General features: G+C 69.5%; 27 protein-coding genes. 15 read left to right on the top strand and 12 right to left on the bottom strand.

Annotated elements, in window-relative coordinates; genetic code table 11:
• Window positions 1-37 precede the first annotated feature (37 nt).
• Entirely contained in the window at window positions 38-376 is a 339-nt protein-coding gene (locus tag NKG96_RS15500) for a DUF7979 domain-containing protein (RefSeq protein ID WP_254536075.1), read from the bottom strand.
• Window positions 377-577: 201 nt separating this feature from the next.
• On the opposite strand from NKG96_RS15500, the gene tmk reads away from it, so the two are divergent.
• Entirely contained in the window at window positions 578-1162 is a 585-nt protein-coding gene (gene tmk, locus NKG96_RS15505; protein WP_254536076.1) for a dTMP kinase, read from the top strand.
• 119 nt (window positions 1163-1281) lie between these two features.
• Here tmk and NKG96_RS15510 read toward each other — a convergent pair whose 3' ends face one another.
• Window positions 1282-1482 (bottom strand): hypothetical protein, encoded by a 201-nt coding sequence (locus NKG96_RS15510; protein ID WP_254536077.1) that lies wholly within the window; start codon window positions 1480-1482, stop codon window positions 1282-1284.
• Between the two features lie 102 nt (window positions 1483-1584).
• The gene (locus tag NKG96_RS15515; RefSeq protein ID WP_254536078.1) at window positions 1585-1920 is read right to left on the bottom strand and encodes a DUF7991 family protein; all 336 of its coding nucleotides are present in this window, start codon (window positions 1918-1920) and stop codon (window positions 1585-1587) included.
• A gap of 111 nt (window positions 1921-2031) precedes the next feature.
• Between NKG96_RS15515 and NKG96_RS15520 the strand changes: the two genes are divergently transcribed.
• Window positions 2032-3063 (top strand): thiamine pyrophosphate-dependent enzyme, encoded by a 1032-nt coding sequence (locus NKG96_RS15520; protein WP_254536079.1) that lies wholly within the window; start codon window positions 2032-2034, stop codon window positions 3061-3063.
• Here the strand turns inward: NKG96_RS15520 and NKG96_RS15525 are convergent, their stop codons facing one another.
• Window positions 3064-3822 carry a TrmB family transcriptional regulator gene (locus tag NKG96_RS15525; protein WP_254536080.1) on the bottom strand — a complete coding sequence of 253 codons (759 nt, stop codon included), beginning with the start codon at window positions 3820-3822 and terminating at the stop codon, window positions 3064-3066.
• Between the two features lie 56 nt (window positions 3823-3878).
• Window positions 3879-4154, bottom strand: a complete 276-nt coding sequence (locus NKG96_RS15530; protein WP_254536081.1) for a DUF7967 family protein — start codon at window positions 4152-4154, stop codon at window positions 3879-3881.
• 93 nt (window positions 4155-4247) lie between these two features.
• Here NKG96_RS15530 and NKG96_RS15535 point away from each other — a divergent pair, with 93 nt between their 5' ends.
• From NKG96_RS15535 to radA, 4 genes are all read left to right on the top strand, one after another.
• On the top strand, window positions 4248-4925 hold the full coding sequence (locus NKG96_RS15535; RefSeq protein WP_254536082.1) for a potassium channel family protein: 678 nt from the start codon (window positions 4248-4250) through the stop codon (window positions 4923-4925).
• Between the two features lie 39 nt (window positions 4926-4964).
• A complete protein-coding gene (gene pspAB, locus NKG96_RS15540) occupies window positions 4965-5573 on the top strand; it encodes a PspA-associated protein PspAB (RefSeq protein ID WP_254536083.1) in 609 nt (202 codons plus the stop codon).
• Window position 5574: 1 nt separating this feature from the next.
• Window positions 5575-6015 carry a hypothetical protein gene (locus NKG96_RS15545; RefSeq protein ID WP_254536084.1) on the top strand — a complete coding sequence of 147 codons (441 nt, stop codon included), beginning with the start codon at window positions 5575-5577 and terminating at the stop codon, window positions 6013-6015.
• Between the two features lie 144 nt (window positions 6016-6159).
• Window positions 6160-7194: a DNA repair and recombination protein RadA gene (radA, locus tag NKG96_RS15550; protein ID WP_254536085.1), complete on the top strand. Its 1035-nt coding sequence runs from the start codon at window positions 6160-6162 to the stop codon at window positions 7192-7194.
• Window positions 7195-7207: 13 nt separating this feature from the next.
• Here the strand turns inward: radA and NKG96_RS15555 are convergent, their stop codons facing one another.
• The gene (locus NKG96_RS15555) at window positions 7208-7585 is read right to left on the bottom strand and encodes a hypothetical protein (RefSeq protein WP_254536086.1); all 378 of its coding nucleotides are present in this window, start codon (window positions 7583-7585) and stop codon (window positions 7208-7210) included.
• A 51-nt stretch (window positions 7586-7636) separates the two neighbouring features.
• Window positions 7637-8053, bottom strand: coding sequence for a Fe-S cluster assembly sulfur transfer protein SufU (gene sufU / locus NKG96_RS15560; protein ID WP_254536087.1), 417 nt, complete (start codon window positions 8051-8053; stop codon window positions 7637-7639).
• A 192-nt stretch (window positions 8054-8245) separates the two neighbouring features.
• On the opposite strand from sufU, the gene NKG96_RS15565 reads away from it, so the two are divergent.
• A complete protein-coding gene (locus NKG96_RS15565) occupies window positions 8246-9751 on the top strand; it encodes an LVIVD repeat-containing protein (RefSeq protein WP_254536088.1) in 1506 nt (501 codons plus the stop codon).
• A gap of 23 nt (window positions 9752-9774) precedes the next feature.
• Here NKG96_RS15565 and NKG96_RS15570 read toward each other — a convergent pair whose 3' ends face one another.
• Together NKG96_RS15570 and NKG96_RS15575 are read right to left on the bottom strand one after the other, a co-directional pair.
• Window positions 9775-10086 carry a hypothetical protein gene (locus NKG96_RS15570; RefSeq protein ID WP_254536089.1) on the bottom strand — a complete coding sequence of 104 codons (312 nt, stop codon included), beginning with the start codon at window positions 10084-10086 and terminating at the stop codon, window positions 9775-9777.
• Window positions 10087-10433: 347 nt separating this feature from the next.
• Window positions 10434-11711 (bottom strand): aminotransferase class V-fold PLP-dependent enzyme, encoded by a 1278-nt coding sequence (locus NKG96_RS15575; protein ID WP_254536090.1) that lies wholly within the window; start codon window positions 11709-11711, stop codon window positions 10434-10436.
• Window positions 11712-11835: 124 nt separating this feature from the next.
• Here NKG96_RS15575 and NKG96_RS15580 point away from each other — a divergent pair, with 124 nt between their 5' ends.
• Window positions 11836-12708 carry a hypothetical protein gene (locus NKG96_RS15580; protein ID WP_254536091.1) on the top strand — a complete coding sequence of 291 codons (873 nt, stop codon included), beginning with the start codon at window positions 11836-11838 and terminating at the stop codon, window positions 12706-12708.
• 30 nt (window positions 12709-12738) lie between these two features.
• On the opposite strand, the gene NKG96_RS15585 is transcribed toward NKG96_RS15580, so the two are convergent.
• The gene (locus NKG96_RS15585; RefSeq protein WP_254538155.1) at window positions 12739-13035 is read right to left on the bottom strand and encodes a DUF424 domain-containing protein; all 297 of its coding nucleotides are present in this window, start codon (window positions 13033-13035) and stop codon (window positions 12739-12741) included.
• A complete protein-coding gene (locus NKG96_RS15590) occupies window positions 13035-13766 on the bottom strand; it encodes a tetratricopeptide repeat protein (protein ID WP_254536092.1) in 732 nt (243 codons plus the stop codon). The genes NKG96_RS15585 and NKG96_RS15590 overlap by 1 nt, the downstream gene beginning before the upstream one ends.
• Window positions 13767-13822: 56 nt before the next feature.
• On the opposite strand from NKG96_RS15590, the gene thpR reads away from it, so the two are divergent.
• Window positions 13823-14374, top strand: a complete 552-nt coding sequence (gene thpR / locus NKG96_RS15595) for an RNA 2',3'-cyclic phosphodiesterase (RefSeq protein WP_368409317.1) — start codon at window positions 13823-13825, stop codon at window positions 14372-14374.
• 48 nt (window positions 14375-14422) lie between these two features.
• A complete protein-coding gene (locus tag NKG96_RS15600) occupies window positions 14423-15295 on the top strand; it encodes a ZIP family metal transporter (RefSeq protein WP_254536094.1) in 873 nt (290 codons plus the stop codon).
• 10 nt (window positions 15296-15305) lie between these two features.
• Here NKG96_RS15600 and NKG96_RS15605 read toward each other — a convergent pair whose 3' ends face one another.
• Window positions 15306-15872 (bottom strand): hypothetical protein, encoded by a 567-nt coding sequence (locus NKG96_RS15605; protein ID WP_254536095.1) that lies wholly within the window; start codon window positions 15870-15872, stop codon window positions 15306-15308.
• Between the two features lie 217 nt (window positions 15873-16089).
• Between NKG96_RS15605 and NKG96_RS15610 the strand changes: the two genes are divergently transcribed.
• Genes NKG96_RS15610 through pfdA form a run of 5 tightly spaced genes read left to right on the top strand, consistent with a single transcriptional unit; the run spans window position 16090 to window position 17882 of the window.
• Window positions 16090-16242 carry a 50S ribosomal protein L39e gene (locus NKG96_RS15610; RefSeq protein WP_254536096.1) on the top strand — a complete coding sequence of 51 codons (153 nt, stop codon included), beginning with the start codon at window positions 16090-16092 and terminating at the stop codon, window positions 16240-16242.
• Window positions 16239-16514 carry a 50S ribosomal protein L31e gene (locus tag NKG96_RS15615; protein ID WP_254536097.1) on the top strand — a complete coding sequence of 92 codons (276 nt, stop codon included), beginning with the start codon at window positions 16239-16241 and terminating at the stop codon, window positions 16512-16514. Before NKG96_RS15610 ends, NKG96_RS15615 begins: the two co-directional genes overlap by 4 nt.
• Window positions 16515-16516: 2 nt before the next feature.
• Entirely contained in the window at window positions 16517-17182 is a 666-nt protein-coding gene (locus tag NKG96_RS15620) for a translation initiation factor IF-6 (protein WP_254536098.1), read from the top strand.
• A 56-nt stretch (window positions 17183-17238) separates the two neighbouring features.
• Window positions 17239-17412 (top strand): 50S ribosomal protein L18Ae, encoded by a 174-nt coding sequence (rpl18a, locus tag NKG96_RS15625; protein ID WP_254536099.1) that lies wholly within the window; start codon window positions 17239-17241, stop codon window positions 17410-17412.
• Complete coding sequence (gene pfdA, locus NKG96_RS15630) at window positions 17409-17882, top strand: prefoldin subunit alpha (protein ID WP_254536100.1); 474 nt, start codon at window positions 17409-17411, stop codon at window positions 17880-17882. The genes rpl18a and pfdA overlap by 4 nt, the downstream gene beginning before the upstream one ends.
• Window position 17883: the final 1 nt, after the last annotated feature.

Genomic DNA, 17883 nt, shown 5'->3' on the forward strand with positions numbered 1-17883 from the left:
AAGGGCTGGCCGGTGGTCGATACTCCCGACGGGACCCCTACGCTCGCCGCCACGAGAGGAGGGCCGCGAGGGCGAACGCCACGAGGCCGACGACCGAGGCGGCGACGCCACCGAGGAGGAAGACGACGCCCGGGGCGCCGCAGACGGAGGAGAACACGACGACGCCGTAGCGGGTCCCCTCGTGGACGACGGCGGCCCCGAACGTGCCGACCCCGTCGGGGTGTACCTCGCTCGACCCGTTCCGCAGGTCGGCGAGGGCCTCGTCGAACACCTCGCGCCCGCGCGGCGAGAGGTCCTCGTACCGTACCGTCTCGCTGGGCACGTCGGCCGACTCGTTCGGCCCGAGGCGCTCGATGGTGATTCCGGACCCCGCCACGCAGGGGTCGGTGGAGTTGAGATAGAGACCGTATCCGGTCGAGGCGACGCCCCCGCGAGGACGAGGAGGGCGAGGAGTCGGACGAATCGGACGAATCGGACGACGGAGGGCATCCCTCCGAGGGTCGACGTGACGTGGCAAGTACCGTCTCCCGAATCGCCCAATCGGGGCGCTTTACACCCCCGACGGCCACCGTCGGGTATGCTCGTCACGCTCGAAGGAATCGACGGGTCCGGCAAGACCACGGCGTGGGAGGCCCTCCACGACTCCCACCCCGACCTCACGTACACCGCCGAGCCCACCGACTCGTGGTACGGCGAGGCCGTCAGGCGGTCGCTCGCGGACGACGACGCCGACCCGATGGCCGACCTGTTCCTCTTCACCGCCGACCACGCCGACCACCTCTCTCGGGTGGTCCGCCCCGCCCTCGAACGCGGCGAGGTGGTCGTCTCCGACCGCTACTCCGACTCGCGGTACGCCTACCAGGGGGCGAGTCTCGCGGGCGTCATCAAGCGCCCGATGGAGTACGTCCGTGGCATTCACCAGCCGTTCACCCGACCGCCGGACGCGACCATCTACTTCGACGTGGACCCGCAGGTGGGCGCGGAGCGCGCGGGCGCGACGGACAAGTTCGAGGCCGCCGGCTACCTCGCCGCGGTCCAGGAGAACTACGAGACGCTCGTCGGCTACGAGCCCGAGCGGTTCGTCCGCGTGGACGCCGAGCAGTCGCCCGAGGCAGTTCTCGAAGCCGTCGAGGACGCCCTCGACCGGATTCTCGACGGGTAGTCGAGTCAGAGCTGCCGGACGACGGGCGCGCTCGCGGTGTCGACGCAGAACGCGGCGGTTCCGAGGAGGGTGGTGGCGGCGGTGGCGGTCGGGGGGCGATTCGGGGGACTGCGGCCGGGTCAGACCTCGGGGTCGAACCGGACGTTCGTGGGGAGCCGTGACTGCTCGGCGACGAAGTAGACCGTCGCGGCCAGCGCCGTCAGCACGACGACGACCGGCCGGGCGGCGACGGGGGCGAGCACCGCGTTCCAGAGGACGCCCGAGATGGCGAACGTGAGGAGTGCCAGCGCGACCGTATCGACGAGATTGTAGCGGGACATGGGGAGTGTTCTCGACGGTAGATTCGCGTCGAGAACTTTTGTACCCCACGAAAACGAGCGTTTCACTTCACGGACGACTGTGTAAGATTCCCGTCAGCGAGCCTACCGACGGGGGCTGTTCTCCCCGGCGTACCGCGAGGGGAGTTCGACGTCGTCCGGGGCGGGCATCCAGAAGTAGTCGAAGGCGACGCCGAGGGCGAGGGGCAAGACGAGGGCGATGGCGACGACGGCCCCCGTACTCCCGAGGTCGAACCCGAGGAACGACCCGAGGACGAGCGTCACCGCCAGCATGGCGACGGGGGTGATGAACAGCGTGAACACGACCGGTCCCCACTGCGTGTCGAGGCGGACGCGGAAGAAGCGCGTGAAGAGGGCGGCGACGGCCGTGTTCACCCCGACGATGACGAGCAGGCCGAGGACACCGAGCAGGGTTGCCATGTCCCAGATACGAGCGGCGGCCACTTTGCCGTGTCGACTGTCCGCGGGCGACCGCACAGGGAGAGCGTGGTCACCGCAACCACTTTCACCCACACCTGCCACGTCGCGCACATGCACCGGGTCATCGGCGAGCGCTCACTCTCGGAGACGCGCTACGACGAGGCGACGGCGCGGGCCATGCTGACCGACATGGTCCGGGCGCGCACGCTCGACGACCGGGCCGTCTCCCTCCAGCGCCGGGGCTGGATGTCGGGCTACCCGCCGTTCCGGGGACAGGAAGCCTCGCAGGTCGGTGCGGCCCACGCCCTCCGGGAGGACGATTGGCTGGTCCCGACCTACCGCTCGAACGCCGCCCAACTCGCCCGCGGCGTCCCGATGAGCGACGTCCTCCGGTTCCGCCGGGGCTACCCCGAGTTCCACTCGGACCACGACCTGCCCGTCATGCCCCAGACCGTCCCCATCGCCTCCCAGATACCCCACGCGGCGGGCCTCGGGATGGCCGCCGACTACGACGGGGCGGACTGCGCCGTCCTCTGTTGTTTCGGCGACGGCGCGACGAGCGAGGGCGACTTCCACGAGGGGCTGAACTTCGCGGGCGTCTTCGACGCACCCGTCGTCTTCTTCTGCGAGAACAACGGGTGGGCCATCTCCACCCCCGAGTCGCGCCAGACGGCGAGCGAGTCCATCGCCGTCAAGGCCGACGCCTACGGGATGGAGGGCCTGCAGGTCGACGGGAACGACCCGCTCGCGGTCCGCGACGCCGTCGAACAGGGCCTCGAATCGGCGCGCGGGGGCGACCCCGTCCTCGTCGAGAGCCTCACCTACCGGCAGGGTCCGCACACGACGAGCGACGACCCCTCGGTCTACCGCGACGAGAGGCCCGACCTGCCGGCGTGGCGCACCCGCGACCCGATAGACCGCCTCGTGGAGTACCTCCGCGAGGAGGGGGCCATCCGCGACGACTTCCTCGGGAACGCCCGCGACGAGGCGTCCGAGGAGGTCAGCGCGGCGGTGCGGGCCGTCGAGGAGAGTGAGGACGAGGCGGGGCCGGACCCCGACGACCTGTTCGACCACGTGTACGCCGACCTGCCGCCGCGCCTGCGCGAGCAACGCGAGTACGTCCGCGCCCGCTCGCGGCGATAGCTAGCGGGCGCCGAGGCGCCCCTCGATGAGGCGGATGAACACGCCCGCGAAGGCCGTCTCGGCGCTCCAGATGGCCGTCTCTGCGGGCGCGTCACCCTCCCCGACACCGTCGTCGACGACGCTCAGGAGCACCGTCGCCCCGTCGGCGATGAGCAGGCGACCGCTGCGGCTCTCCCAGTCGCGGAACTCGGTGAGTTCGTGGGTCTCGACGCCGTCGGCGTCGAACCGGTCGAGGACGCCCCGGTCGCCGCCGACCACCTGCACCGACAGGCCGCGGTCGCGCGCCGCCGCGAGCGCCTCGACCACCTCGTCGGTGGCGAGTGGGGGGTGTTCGGTGGCGAACAGCACCGACGACTCCGCCTCCTCGACGAGGCGGGTGATGCGCGTCGTCACGGTGTCGAAGCCCTCGACGGTCCAGACGCCCTCCTGCTGGCCCTCCGGTTCTCCCTCGCGTTCGACCGCCCGGAGGTAGTCGAACGCCTGCGACTCCGCGCGCTCGAAGCGCCGACGGAGCTGTGCGCTCGCCTCCTCTAAGTCGACCGCGCGGTACTGGATGGGCGAGGACTGCTGGATGGCGACGAGGCCGCGCTCTTCCAGTCGGTCGGCCGCGCCGTACACCTGCGAGCGGGGGACGTCGACGACGCGGGCGACGTCGCTGGCGGAGCCGACGCCGAGGGTGACGAGCGCGATGAACACCTTCGCCTCGTACGTGGAGAGCCCGAGTTCCTCGAGGGCGTCGACGGCCGCCTGCTGGTCCATGGGGCGGGCTATTCGTCCGCCCGGTTTAGCTGTCGCGGTGTCACACCGCCCGGGGGTCAGACGGCGTCGGTCGGGTCGTGGCGCTCCCGGACGCGTTCGACCTCGGCGGCGTAGCGCTCGCGGGTCGCCGGGTCGTCGACGGTGCCGAGGTTGTCGGGCGAGACGTCGAGGGCTGCCGTCGTCTCCCGGTCGTCGCCGGTGAAACTCGTCAGCGCACGCTCCTTGCGGAAGTCACGCTCGCCGTCGGGCGTGGCGTAGGTGAGGATGATGAGGTTCTGCTCGTCGTCGGAGTAGGTGCGCTCGACCAGCCAGACCCGGACTGTGTCGTCCATGGCCGTGATACCGGCTCCCGGCGCGTGAATCTGTCGCCCCGAAGACCGCACGACGGGGATACAGTTATGGTCGGGTGTTGGCATAGGAAGACCATGCGCTTTGTTATCGTAGGTGCGGGTCGGGTCGGCCGGCGGACCGCACGCGTGCTCTCCGAGGAGGGACACGACGTGACGGTCATCGAGCGCGACCCGGACCGCGTCGAGCGCGTGCGGACGAACGGCTTCGAGGTCGTCGAGGGTGACGGCGGCAACGAGGACGACCTCCTCGACGTGGGGCTGGACGACGTCGACGGTCTGGGGGCGCTCTCGGGCGACGTCACGACGAACCTCGTCGCCTGTCTGATCGCCAAGTCTCACGGCTGTCGGACGGTCCTCCGCGTCGACGGCGACTACCGCGAGTACATCTTCCACAAGTACGCGAGCGACGTCGACGAGGTCATCTACCCCGAACGGCTGGGGGCCATCGCGGCGAAGAACGCGCTGATGGGCGGGACCGTCCGCGCCATCGCCGACATCGCCCAGAACATCCAGTTGCTCGAACTCACCGTCCGCGAGGACGCCCCGATGCACGGCTACACCCTCTCGGAACTGGAACTCCCGTCGAACTCCAAGCTCCTGGCGTTCGGGAAGGAAGGCGAGACCGTCGACCTGCCCGACGGCGACGACTCGCTGGAGGCGGGCGACCGCGTCGTCGTCATCGCCGAGTTCGACTCGCTGGCCGACGTCCGCCACCTCATCGTCGGCGACCGTTCGCGGAAGGCGACCGCCTGACAACCCCACGGCTAAATCCTCCCGCCCCGATTCGCCTCCATGGGTATCCTCGACTCCCTCCGGTCGGTCCTCGGCATGAGCGCCGAGGCCGACGCCACCCGCGAGGCCAGCCCGGAGGACCTCTTCGGGATGAGCACCGCCTACGTGACGATGCAGGCGAACCTCGGCTACGACCCCACCGGCGAGGCGGCGCTCTGCTTCTCGGGCGTCGACAGCACCGCCTTCGCCGAGACGGAACGACAGGTCGAGGCCATCCTCGAAGCCGGCGAGATAGAGACGGGGACGCAAGCCCGGTTCGTCCGCGACGGCCACGGCTACCAGTGGGTCATCCTGGAGGACGACGAGTTCGAGGACCTCGTCACCAGCATCCACTTCGCCGCCGACACGTTCGTCGAGGAGGGCTTCGGCTCCCGGCTGCTGGCGGCGCTGTTCGCCTTCGAGCGCGACGGCCGGGTCGTCTACTGGGTGTACTCCTTCCGTCGCGGGGCGTACTACCCGTTCGCGCCGACGGGAGGCCACGAACGCGACACCAGCGCTGAGTTCAAACTGGAGAGCGTCTTCGACGGCGAACTCACGGTCGAGAAGGAAAAGGAGTACTGGTACCCCCTCTGGCCCGAGGGCGACGGGCGCCCGTGGGGTCGAAGCTGACGTGGTCGCCCCGTTCGACCACTTCCGGGCCGACGAGGGCGCACCGGTGGCTCCCGGCATCTACCGCGTCGTGGGCGCCGACGACGAGCGTGTGACCCTCCTGCACGTCGGCGACACGGCGGGCGGGCGCGTCCACACGGGTCGAATCGAGCGCGTCCCTCGGACGGCACTCGACCGCCTCGAGGCGGCCGACTCGCCGGACCTGACCGGACCGCGCGCCGCCCTCGCGGGAGGGCTGGAGGGACTGTGGCTCACCGCCCGGTTCGCCCCGCGGCGGGCCGCCAAGCGACCCCTCCAGACCGTCGCCGGACTCGTCCTCTACCTCGGGGGACTGCTCGGTCCGTCCGTCGCCACCCTCCCGGACCCAGCGTTCGACCTCGCTCAGGCGGCCGGCGTCCTCCTCCTCGCCGCCGCGGTGGCCGGTCTCCCGCGCGGCCGGTGAACGGGTCCACGGCCGCCTCGCGAACCGCGCTCTCGCCACCTAAACTCTCGCACTCGTGAACGAGTGGCACGCCGCCGTCGGGCGGTTTCACTTTCACTGTGCTGTTAACGACACTTTATATACGGATAGGCACAAGCCCTGTCCATGGCAGGTCCCGTAGACCTCGAGAACCTCCCGGGCGTCGGCCCGGCGACGGCGGAGAAGTTGAAAGAGAACGGTTACGACTCCTACCAGGGCATCGCGGTCGCCTCCCCGGGAGAGCTGTCGAACACGGCCGACGTCGGCGAGTCGACGGCCCACGACATCATCCAGGCCGCCCGCGAGGCGGCCGACATCGGCGGGTTCGAGACCGGGACACAGGTCCTCGAACGCCGCGAGCGCATCGGCAAACTGGAGTGGCTGGTCCCGGAGGTCGACGAGATGCTCGGCGGCGGCGTCGAGACCCAGTCCATCACCGAGGTGTACGGCGAGTTCGGGGCCGGCAAGTCCCAGATCACCCACCAGCTCTCGGTGAACGTCCAGCTCCCCAAGGAGGTCGGCGGCCTCCGCGGGAGCGTCATCTTCATCGACTCCGAGGACACCTTCCGACCCGAGCGCATCGAGGAGATGCTCCGCGGTCTCGACGACGAGGTCCTCCAGGCGGCGCTCGACGACCGCGAGATCGAGGGCACGCCCGACGACGAGGACGCGATGGAGGAACTCCTCGCCGCGTTCCTCGACAAGATCCACGTCGCGAAGGCGTTCAACTCCAACCACCAGATCCTCCTCGCCGAGAAGGCCCAGGAGATCGCCCGCGACCTGGAGGACGACGAGTTCCCCGTCCGCCTCGTCTGCGTGGACTCGCTGACGGCCCACTTCCGCGCCGAGTACGTCGGCCGTGGCGAACTCGCCCCGCGCCAGCAGAAACTCAACAAGCACCTCCACGACCTCGACCGCGTCGGGAACCTCTACAACGCGGCCGTGCTGGTGACCAATCAGGTCCAGTCGAACCCCGACGCCTTCTTCGGCGACCCCACGAAGCCCATCGGGGGGAACATCCTCGGCCACAAGTCCACCTTCCGGATGTACCTCCGCAAGTCGAAGGCCGACAAGCGCATCGTCAAACTCGTCGACGCGCCGAACCTCCCCGACGGCGAGGCGGTCATGCGCGTCACCGGCGACGGCCTGAAGCCGGAGTGACGGACTCGGACGCTCAGCCCGACTCGTTTCCCGTCTCGAAGTGAACGCTACCGTCCTCGTCGACGCCGACGGTGGTGAACGATCCGTCGGCCGCAGGGAGGTCGACTGACGTGTTGCCCATCGACCCGTTCTCGACGGTCGCGCGGACCCGGTACTCGCCGCTCCCGTCGAGCGTCAGCGCCGACTCGTAGTTCGACTCACCCTCGCCGTCGAGTTCGACCCGGTCGACCCGCTCGCCGTCCTGGAATACGGCGACCGTGATGGCGTTGTCCCCGTCGTCCTGGTCGACGACCCGGACGCGGTGGTCGGGGCCACTACCGAGGGTGGAACACCCGGCGAGCGCGCTAAACACGAGAAGGGCGATCAGGGCGGCGCGTGCGGTTCGTGTCACGGGCGCCACTGTCCGTGCTACTGATAAGTACCTTCGGGAAGGTAAAACGAGCTACTCGGTCTCGGTCTTCTCGATCTCGATGTCGCCCCGGTGGATCTTCGCGCCGTCCTGTGCCACCTTCTCGGCGAGGACGGCACACTTGATGCGCATGGGCGAGATGTCGACGCCGAGCATGTCGACGATGTCGTCGCGGTCCATGGCGACGAGGTCCTCGACGGACTTCCCCGGCAGTTCCTGCGTCAGGAGCGACGCCGAGGCCTGCGAGATGGCACAGCCGTCGCCGGAGAAGGCGACGTACTCGATGGTCTCGCCGTCGTCCTCCAGTCGGACGTCCATCCGGATGGTGTCCCCGCAGGTGGGGTTCTCCCCGACGTGCGAGAAGGTGGGGTCGTCGAGTTCCCCGTAGTTCCGCGGATTCTTGTAGTGGTCCAGGATCTGCTGTCGATACATGTCCGAGCCGAGTCCCATTGTTGCCCGAGATACGGGAGTGCGACCGAAAAGGATTCCGGGGCGGTGGTGCGTCGGTCAGCCGCCGATTTCAGTCTGCCGAACGTATATGTCAGTTCCCCGGTGAGTGGTGACAGCCATGCGACCGCCCTCCACGACGGGAGTACGCCCCACCCATCGGAACCGACGACGAGACGACGGCGAGGTCAGCCGATGACGGGACCGACCCGGCGCTCGTTCCTCGCCGGCGTCACGGCCGCGGGGGTCGGCGCGTCGCTCCCGACCACAGCACGGACCGGCAACTGGCGTCAGGACGCCGGCGAGTTCGCCCCGCTCGGAACCCTCGAACTGGAGGGGACCGAAGACGCCGACGTGAGCCCCGACGGTGAGACGGTCTACGTCGCGGTTGGCGACGGGTTCGCCGCCGTGGACGTCTCGACGCCGGGGGACCCGACGCTCCTCGCCGAACGACGGGGTATCGAGGCCGACCGGGAGACGGGACCGCTGACCGGAATCTGGGACGTGCAGGCCGACGGGGAGTTCCTGCTGGTCGTCGGCCCCGCCGGCCCCGCCGAGACGGAACTGAAGGGCGCGGCGCTGTACGACGTGCGCGACCCCGCCGACCCGCGGCAGGTGTCGTTCTTCGAGACGGACCACGACATCCACAACGCGGCGCTGGCGGGGACGACGGCCTACCTGACGGGGTCGGGCCCGGACCGCGCGCCCGTGGTCGTAGTCGAGATGGAGGGCACCCCCGAGGAGGTGGCGCGGTGGTCGCTGTTCGACGTCGACGACCGCTGGGCCGAGGTTCCACAGGCCGCACGCACCTGCCACGACGTGATGGTGCGCGACGGCGTCGTCTACGCCTCCTACTGGGACGCGGGGACGTGGGTGGTCGACCTGAGCGACCCCGCCTCACCGGAGTTCCTCGCGCGGGTCGGCGGTCGACCGTTCGAGACGCTCGCCGACATCCCGGAGAACGACGGGTTCGAGTCGGCGCTCACGCTCCCCGGGAACGCACACAACGCGGCGCTGAACGACGACGGGACGGTCCTCGCGGTGGGTCGGGAGGCCTTCGACGTGGAGGGGACCGGCGAGACGGCGACGATGGGCGGCGTGGCCCTGTGGGACGTCTCGGACCTCGGGTCGGCCGAGCACCGGACGACCATCGCGCCGCCAGAACTCGACCGGGGAGGCGGCGTCCACCTCACCACCGCCCACAACTGTCACTTCCGTGGTGACCGCCTCTACACCTCCTGGTACCAGGGTGGCGTCCGGGTCTACGACGCCTCCGACCCGACCGCCCCGACGCGTCTCGCGTCGTGGGCCGACGCCGGGCGAGCCTCGTTCTTCGACGCCCTGCCCGTCGCGGACGGCGTGGCCGCGCCGAACCTCGGCGTCAGTCCGGAACAGGGGGGCCCCCCCGAGGGTGCGGGCGTGTACACCTTCCCCGAACCGGAGGCTGGGGGCGAACCGGCGACGACGCGGACCCCCACGGGGACGCCCACTCCGACGGCGAACGGGACTGCGACGAGTGCCACGCCGACCGGGACGACCGAACCGGTCGTGACGACGGGAGCGGCGACCACGGCCCCGACCAGCGTCGCCGACTCGCCCGCCGCGACCAGTGCGGACGGGCCGGGGTTCGGCCCGCTGGCAGCACTCGCGGGCGGTGGGCTGGCAGCGTGGCGACTGCTCGCGGGTGACGCCGAGAAGTGAGAAGGTGGAACGGGAGTCCCCGGTCAGTCCGCGCCGACGGCGTGCGAGGACTGCTCGGCGGAGTGTTCGACGGACTGTTCTCCGGACCGGTCGTTGAAGCGGTGCGGCGAGCGGAGGAACGCGATGAGACTCCACATGACGCCCGTGAGGAGCGACCCGACGGCCGAGAAGGGCATCCCGAGGCTGAGGAAGGTCGCACCGTAGACGACGCCGATAGTGGCGGAGGGGAGGGTGGTTCCGAGCGGGACGCTCGCCATCGAGTCACGGAGCGTCGGCACGAGGACCGCGAGTGAGAAGACGCTCCCCGCGAGGAACACCGCGTCTTGCCACATCATCGTCGAACCCGTGCAGCCGCTGTGTGGTTAGCGAGTGAGACAACGTTCACACCGTCCGTAGCGGAAGCATCTTGAAAAGATTTACTGAGTTTCGTGTAAGGATTTTCGTGACCGTTCGATTTGGCACCGAACCACGAACAGTCGTTCGTAGGGGATTCGAACCGGCCGCGAGAACCGAGACGTCACTCCAAACGCGCCGCTCGTCGACCTCGCGGTCGGCGAGCGCTCACAGCGGGAAGTCCGAAGAAAAGCACTCGTCGCCCCCGTCGGCGCACCCACACCGTTCGTGCCCGGTGGTCGGAGTTCGGCCGCTCGTTCGCCCGGAGGCTCGCTCTCGGGAACGCGCCTCAGGCGAACAGTTCGACCGCGGCGTCGACCGCCTCCAACAGCACGTCGATCTCCTCTCGCGTGTTGTAGAGGTAGAACGACGCCCGCGCGGAGGCGGCGACGCCGAGTTTGTCGTGGAGTGGCTGGGTGCAGTGGTCGCCCGCGCGGATGGCCACGCCGTAGTCGTTGACGATAGAGGAGAGGTCGTGGGCGTGGACGCCGTCGACGTTGAACGCGACGAGACCGCCGCGGTCGTCGGCGGGCGGGCCGTAGATGGTGACGTCGCCGCGCGCGTCGAGTTCCTCGTAGGCGTACTCCGTCAACTGCTGTTCGTGGGCCTGAATCCGCTCCAGTCCGACGTCGTCGAGGTACTCGCACGCCTCGGCGAACGCGATGCCGTCGGCGACGTTCGGCGTGCCCGCCTCGAACTTCCACGGGAGGTCCTCCCACGTCGCGTCGTCGTAGGTGACCTTCCGGATCATGTCGCCGCCGTAGAGGTACGGCTGCATCTCTTCGAGGATGTGCTCGCGCCCGTAGAGCGCTCCGACGCCGGTCGGGCCGCACATCTTGTGCGCCGAGAACGCGAGGAAGTCCGCGCCGAGGTCGGAGACGTCGACGGGCCGGTTCGGGACCGACTGGGCGGCGTCCACGAAGACGTAGGCGTCGTGGTCGTGGGCGAGGTCGGCGAGGTCCGCGATGGGGTTTATCGTCCCCAGCGTGTTCGAGACGTGGACGGCGCTGACCATCCGCGTGTCGTCGGTGATGAGTTCCGCGGCGGCGTCCATGTCGAGGCGACCCTGCTCGTCGACGGGGATGTACTTCACCGCGGCGCCGGTGCGCTTGCCGATCTGTTGCCACGTCACCAGCGAGGCGTGGTGTTCCATCTCCGTGAGGACGACCTCGTCGCCCGGGCCGAGTTCCTCCAGCCCCCACGCGTAGGCGACGAGGTTCATCGCCTCGGTGGTGTTCTTGGTGAAGACGATCTCCTCGCGGCCCTCGGCGCCGACGAAGTCGGCGACCGTGTCGTGGGCCTCCTCGTAGGCGACGCTGGCCTCCTGGCTGAGGCTGTGGATGCCGCGGTGGACGTTCGAGTTGTACACCCGGTAGTACTCCGCGATGGCGTCGACGACGCGGTCGGGGGTCTGGCTCGTCGCCGCGTTGTCGAGGTAGACCAGCGGCGTGTCGTCGCCCGGCCCCTCACCCGGCGTCGAGACGTCCCCGCCGACCTTCCGCCCGAGGATGGGGAAGTCCTCGCGGATGCGCTCGACGTCGAGCGGTTCGGACTCTTGTACTCCCATTGTACGGAGGGACGGTGTCGAGAGGGAACACTCCTTCGGTCGCGCACCCGAGAGACGGTCTCGGCCGTACCTATCGCTGATAAATATACTCATAACTACACTACATCCCCCGAACTCGGGGGCGATGTACTCGGACGACACACGACGTGCACGCGCGACGACCGACCGCGACGCGACGGCCGGCCTCACCCGACGCCAGTCCCTCGGCCTCCTCGCGGCCACGGCGGCCACCGGCCTCGCCGGGTGTACCGGCGACGACGGGACGGGGAGTCCCGCACCCGGCGACGGAGCGGCGGGCGACGGGGCGACGGCCGACGGCGACGGTTCGGGCGGGACGACGGCCAAAGGGGACGGCGGCGAGACGACGGGCGGTGCGGGCGACGACGAGAGCGGCGAGACGACGGGCGGTGCGGGCGACGACGAGAGCGGCGAGGGTTCCGGCGGTGGTAAGGTCGACGACCTCACGCTCTACCGGTTCGAGCGCCCCGAGACGTACACCTTCGAGACGGTGGACGGACTGGCCGCGGACGGGGCGAGCGGTCGCCTCGTCGTGGACGTGACGGAGGCGGACGGCGAGACGGCGAGCGTGGACCTGACCTACGAGTACGGCGACCAGCGCTTCGAGGACACCGTCAGCGGCCCGGTGGACGAGGACCTCCAGGCCGACCTCATGCTCTCGCGGGCGGGCGGCTACTTCTTCTCGATGGGGCAGACCGGCATCGCCAACTACCTCCAGGTGCGCGAGACGGTGACCGTCGGCGACGTCTGGGAGACGGGCGGGAGCAACCGCCTCCGCGTGGAGATCACCGAGCGGGCGACCCTCGCCGGCGTCGAGGGCTACCGGTTCGTCACGTCGCTCGTGGGCGGCGAGGACGAGGGCGTGGTCTCGCGCGGCGTCTACTCGCCGGACCTGCAGGTGCTTCCGGAGTTCGTCATGGAGGGAGAGGAGGGAGAGACGGCGCTCTCGAAGACGCTCGTGGAGTACGAACGGCGGTGAGGAGCGGGGGGACGCGACGGGACCGCGGGCCTACATCCGCAGCAACTGGGCGTGGCGCGTCCCGTCGAGGTTCAACACCGTGCTCTCGTCGACGAAGCCGTTCTCGACCGCCAGCGAGACGGCGCGGGTGCCGACGATGTTGGCGACGGAGGCGCGGGCCAGCGCACCGACGACGCGGTCCTCGTCGGCCTCCTCGGCCCCCTCCGCGTAGAAGGACTCCTCGACGGTGAGGGAGACGGGACCGTCCTCGAACGTCTGGCCGAGGACGTCCGGGTCGCAGACCGACACGAGGAGTCCCTCCTGTGTCTCTCGTTCCGTCAGGAGCATCATTCGACCATCCGCGCTTCGGCGCGCTGGCGGAGTTCGTCGGCCTCCTCGGAGAGGCGTTCGGCCTCCTCGTCGCGTCCGAGGTGTTCGAGCGCCGCCGCCTTCTCCTCAAGTATCTCGGGGGTGCGGAAGTCGAGTCTGAGGGCGTTGTCGAAGCAGTCGACGGCCTCCTCGTTCAGGCCGCGTTCGGCGAGGAAGAACCCGCGGTTGTACCACGCCTGCCCGAACCGGGGGTCGACCTCGACGGCGCGTTCGGCGTGTTCGAGGGCCTGTTCGGTCCGGCCGGCCTCCCACAGCGCGTACGCGAGGTTCGTCTCGGCGGTGGCGGCGTGTTCGGACTCGTCGTCGATGAACAGGGCCTCCTCGTAGGCGCCGATGGCCTCGTCGTACTCCTCCAGTTCCGCGTGGGCCGCCCCCTTGTTGACCCACGCCTCCTGTTCGAGGAGGGGGTCGTCGGCCACGCGCGCGGCGCGTTCGAGGGTCTCGGTGGCCTGTTCGAAGCGGTTGATCTGCATATACGAGAGCCCCACGTCGATGAGGGCCTCCACGTCCATCTGTCCTTTCGGTATCTGGCGTTCGTCCAGCAGGTCGGTCAGGGCGCGGGAGTCCACCGGGTCGACCTGTTCGGGGTCGACCTCGAGTTCCGGCGGGTCGAGGTCGAACCCCTCGTACGGGTCGCCGAACCCCTCGCCGTCCGAGAACCGATGGTCCCGGTCTCGCTCGTCGCTCATGGTCCGGTTTGGCGACTGGTATGGTTAAGGGCTACGCCACCGCTCTCACAGACGAGATGCGCGCGTTCGTCAGCGTGGACTGCGACCCCCTCGTCGAGGGGATTCGGGCCGCACAGGAACCCTTCCGCGACGTCGACGGCATCAGGGTCGTCGACCCGGAGGGCGCGCACGTCACCCTGAAGTTCCTCGGCGACATCGAGGAGGACCGCGTCCCGGCCGTCGAGGAGGCCCTCGCCGCCGCCGTCGGGGACGCCGACGTGGGACCGTTCGACCTGCGACTGACCGGGTACGGCGCGTTCCCGAGCACTGACTACATCAGCGTGGTGTGGGTCGGCGCCGACGAGGGGAGCGCGGAACTGACCCGCCTGCAGGCCGCCGTCGAGGACCGACTCGTGGCACTCGGCTTCGATTCGGAGGACCACGAGTTCACCCCGCACGTCACGATAGCGCGGATGGACGACGCCCGCGAGAAGACCCACGTCAAGCGCGTCGTCGCGGAGGAGACGCCCGACGCGGGAACGATGCGCGTCGAGTCGGTGGCCCTCACCGAGAGCACCCTCACCCGCGCGGGCCCGGAGTACGACACCGTCGCCCGGATTCCGCTCTGAGCGGGGACGGTTTCGGCCCGCCTAAATTATCGAATTCGTGATAGGTTTATGGCCGGGGGACGGCTACCGGGGGACGTGGTCGAGTTCGCCAACGTCGTGCTGGTGTTCGTTGCGGGCCTCGTGACGGCCCTAGCGACCGGTATCGGGGCGCTCCCCTTCTTCCTCGTCGAGGACGTCTCAGACAGGTGGAACGTCGTGCTCTGGGGGCTGGCCTCCGGCATCATGGTGGCGGCGTCGGTGTTCGGCCTCGTCGGCGAGGGGCTGGCGGCCGCAGAACCGTGGGTTCTCCCCGTCTCGCTCGGCCTGTCGGCGGGCGTCCGGACGGCGATACCGCTCGTCGTCGGTCTCGCGGCGGGCGTCGTCCTGGTCGTCGTCGTCCACGCGGTCATCGAGGGGGCGGAGGTGGACCCGAAACAGTACGAGGAGGCGGGTTACCGCAGACTCGTGCTCATCCTCGGCGTCCTCACGGTCCACTCGTTCCCCGAGGGCGTCGCCATCGGCGTCTCCTTCGCGGAACTGGGCTTCGAGGGGGGCTACCCGCTGTTCGGGTTCTCGATACCCCTGCTGGCGGTGTTCATGACCGTCGCCATCTCCATCCACAACGTCCCGGAGGGGCTCGCCATCTCCATCCCGTTGCGGTCGATGGACGTCCCGCCCGTGCGAATGGTCTGGTGGGCGGTGTTCTCCAGCCTGCCACAGCCAGTCGGGGCCGTCGTCGCCTTCTACTTCGTGCGGGTCGCCCGCGAGTTCCTCCCCGTCGGGTTCGGCTTCGCGGCGGGCGCGATGATCTACCTCGTGGTGAGCGAGTTCATCCCCGAGGCGCTGGACGTGGGCGAGGAGTTGCCCGGCCGCGGCTACCCGGAGCTGACCGCGGGCGTCCTCGCCGGGGTGGCGCTCATGGTGCCGCTGGCGCTCGTCTGATTCCCGACACCTATCGCGCCTCCCGGAGCGTGGCACCCGTCGTGGCGATAGCTGTCGTCACCCCGTGGTCGAGCGTGGCCCGTCCCGCGTCCGTGAGCCAGCGGGCCGCCGGGTCGTCGGTCCACAGTTCGACGACCCGACCCGCGTCGTCGACGGGCCGGTAGCGCCGCAGATACGTCCGGCCGTTGTCCCCGTGGGCGAGGGCCGTCAGGTAGGTCCCGCCGTCCGGGTGGGGCCACTCGCGGAGGCGGACCCACTCGACGCCCCCGAGGTTCGTGCTCATCGCCCCGGTGGCGAGCTGTCGTTCGACCCACCTCCGGTCCAGCGTCTGTCGGTCGCCGGTCCGGCGCTCGACGACGTCGACCCGTCGCCCGCCGACGCGTTCGACCTCCCACGCGCGGAGCGTCTGGACCGGTTCCCGGTCGCCCTCCCAGAGCAGGTCGCCCTCGGCGACCCGGACGAACCACGGTCGGCCCGCCGTCGACCGCAGGGATATCTCCGATTCCTCCCCCGTCGCGGAGCCCTCGGGGGCCGACCCCCCGACCGACTCCCCGCGCTTCCGTCGTGACTCTTCCATCTCCATCGTCTCACCGCCAGCGCTGCCCGAGGCGCGCTACAGCGTCACAGTAGGGCGGGGACGGTCATAAGCTCACTGTTACCATAGCACACGGATAACCGCCGGGCGGCGGGCCGACGCGGGCCGGGAACCTCCCCGCGTCGGTGGGTACCCCGACGGCGTTCGCGGCGAACAAAGGAACAACCATTTAAGCACGCCAGCGGAAGTGCCTGCCACTATGGGCAAGAAGTCGAAGGCCAAGAAAAAGCGGCTCGCGAAGCTCGAGCGGCAGAACAGCCGCGTCCCCGCGTGGGTCATCCTCAAGACCGACCGCGAGACGATGCAGAACCCCAAGCGACGCCACTGGCGGCGTAACGACACGGACGAATGAGCGCGAACGACTTCGAGGAGCGCGTCGTCACCGTCCCGCTCCGTGACGTGAAGTCGGAACCGAAGCACAAGCGCGCCGACAAGGCGATGAGCCTCGTCCGCTCGCACCTCGCCAAGCAGTTCAACGTCGAGGGCGACGCCGTCCGACTGGACCCCTCCATCAACGAGGCGGTCTGGTCGCGCGGCCGCAAGAAACCCCCGAGCAAGCTTCGCGTCCGCGCCGCCCGCTTCGAGGAGGAGGGCGAGAGCGTCGTCGAAGCAGAGACGGCATAGGCGTGCTCCGCACGGCACTCTCCGGGTCGACGTACGTCGGCGTCTTCGCACGGGCGACGGACGACTGCCTGCTCATCCGGCCGGACGCCCCCGACGACGCCGTCGAGGAGTTCGCCGAGGAGCTGGAGGTGCCTGCGCTGCCGACGACCGTCGGTGGCTCGTCGACCGTCGGCGCGCTCATCACGGGCAACGAGAACGGCCTGCTCGCGAGCAGTCGCATCAGCGACCGCGAGCGCGAGACTATCGAGGAGGCGACGGACCTCCCCGTCACCGAACTGCCGGGGCGCATCAACGCCGCCGGGAACGTCGTCCTCGCGAACGACTACGGGGCATACGTCCACCCCGACCTGCCCCGGAACGCGGTGCAGGCGGTGAAAGACGGCCTCGACGTCCCCGTCGAGCGCGGCGAACTCGGCGGCGTCCGAACCGTCGGAACCGCCGCGGTGGCGAACAACGAGGGCGTGCTCTGTCACCCCAAGTCGACGGACGGAGAACTCGACTTCCTCGAAGAGCACCTCGGCGTCCACGCCGACATCGGCACCATCAACTACGGCGCGCCGCTCGTCGGCTCCGGGCTGGTCGCCAACGACTACGGCTACATCGTTGGGCGGGAGACCACCGGACCCGAACTCGGCCGTATCGAGGACGCCCTCGGCTACATCGACTGAGCCGGCGACGAGAGCCAAAGGGAACTTACTTCCCGCTCCCTCACGCATCAGCAGGTATGAGTCAGTTTACTGTGAGCGGCCGGTTCCAGTCGCGAGGCGGCTGGCGGTCGTTCTCGAAGTCGGTCGAGGCACCCAACGAGCGTGTCGCCCGTGAGTTCGCCTTCTCGCGGTTCGGCTCCGAACACGGGCTCAAGCGCACGCAGGTCCGCATCGACGGGGTGGAGGCATGAGCCTCGGTGGCGGCGGTGGCGGCGGCCAGATGGAACAGCTCCAGCAGCAGATGCAGGCCATCGATCAGGAGATCGAGGCCCTCGAGGAGGAGATTCAGGGCTTCCGCGACGAGAAGGGCGAGGCCGACGAGGCCATCGAGGCCATCGACCGCCTCGACTCCGGCGACACCGTGCAGGTGCCCCTCGGCGGCGGCGCGTACATCCGTGCCGAAGTCTCCGACATCGACGAGGTCGTCGTCGACCTCGGTGGCGGCTACGCCGCGGAGCGCGACGAGGAGGGTGCCGTCGACAGCCTCGAACGCCGCAAGGAGCTGCTCGACGAGAAGATCGAGGGCGTCGAGGAGGAGATCGAGGAGCTCGAAGGCGAGAGCGAGAAGCTCGAACAGCAGGCCCAGCAGATGCAACAACAGCAGATGCAACAGCTCCAGCAGCAGATGCAGCAGCAACAGGGCGAGCAGGACGACGAGTAGC

Source organism: Halomarina litorea (assembly GCF_024227715.1).
Classification (GTDB): domain Archaea; phylum Halobacteriota; class Halobacteria; order Halobacteriales; family Haloarculaceae; genus Halomarina; species Halomarina litorea.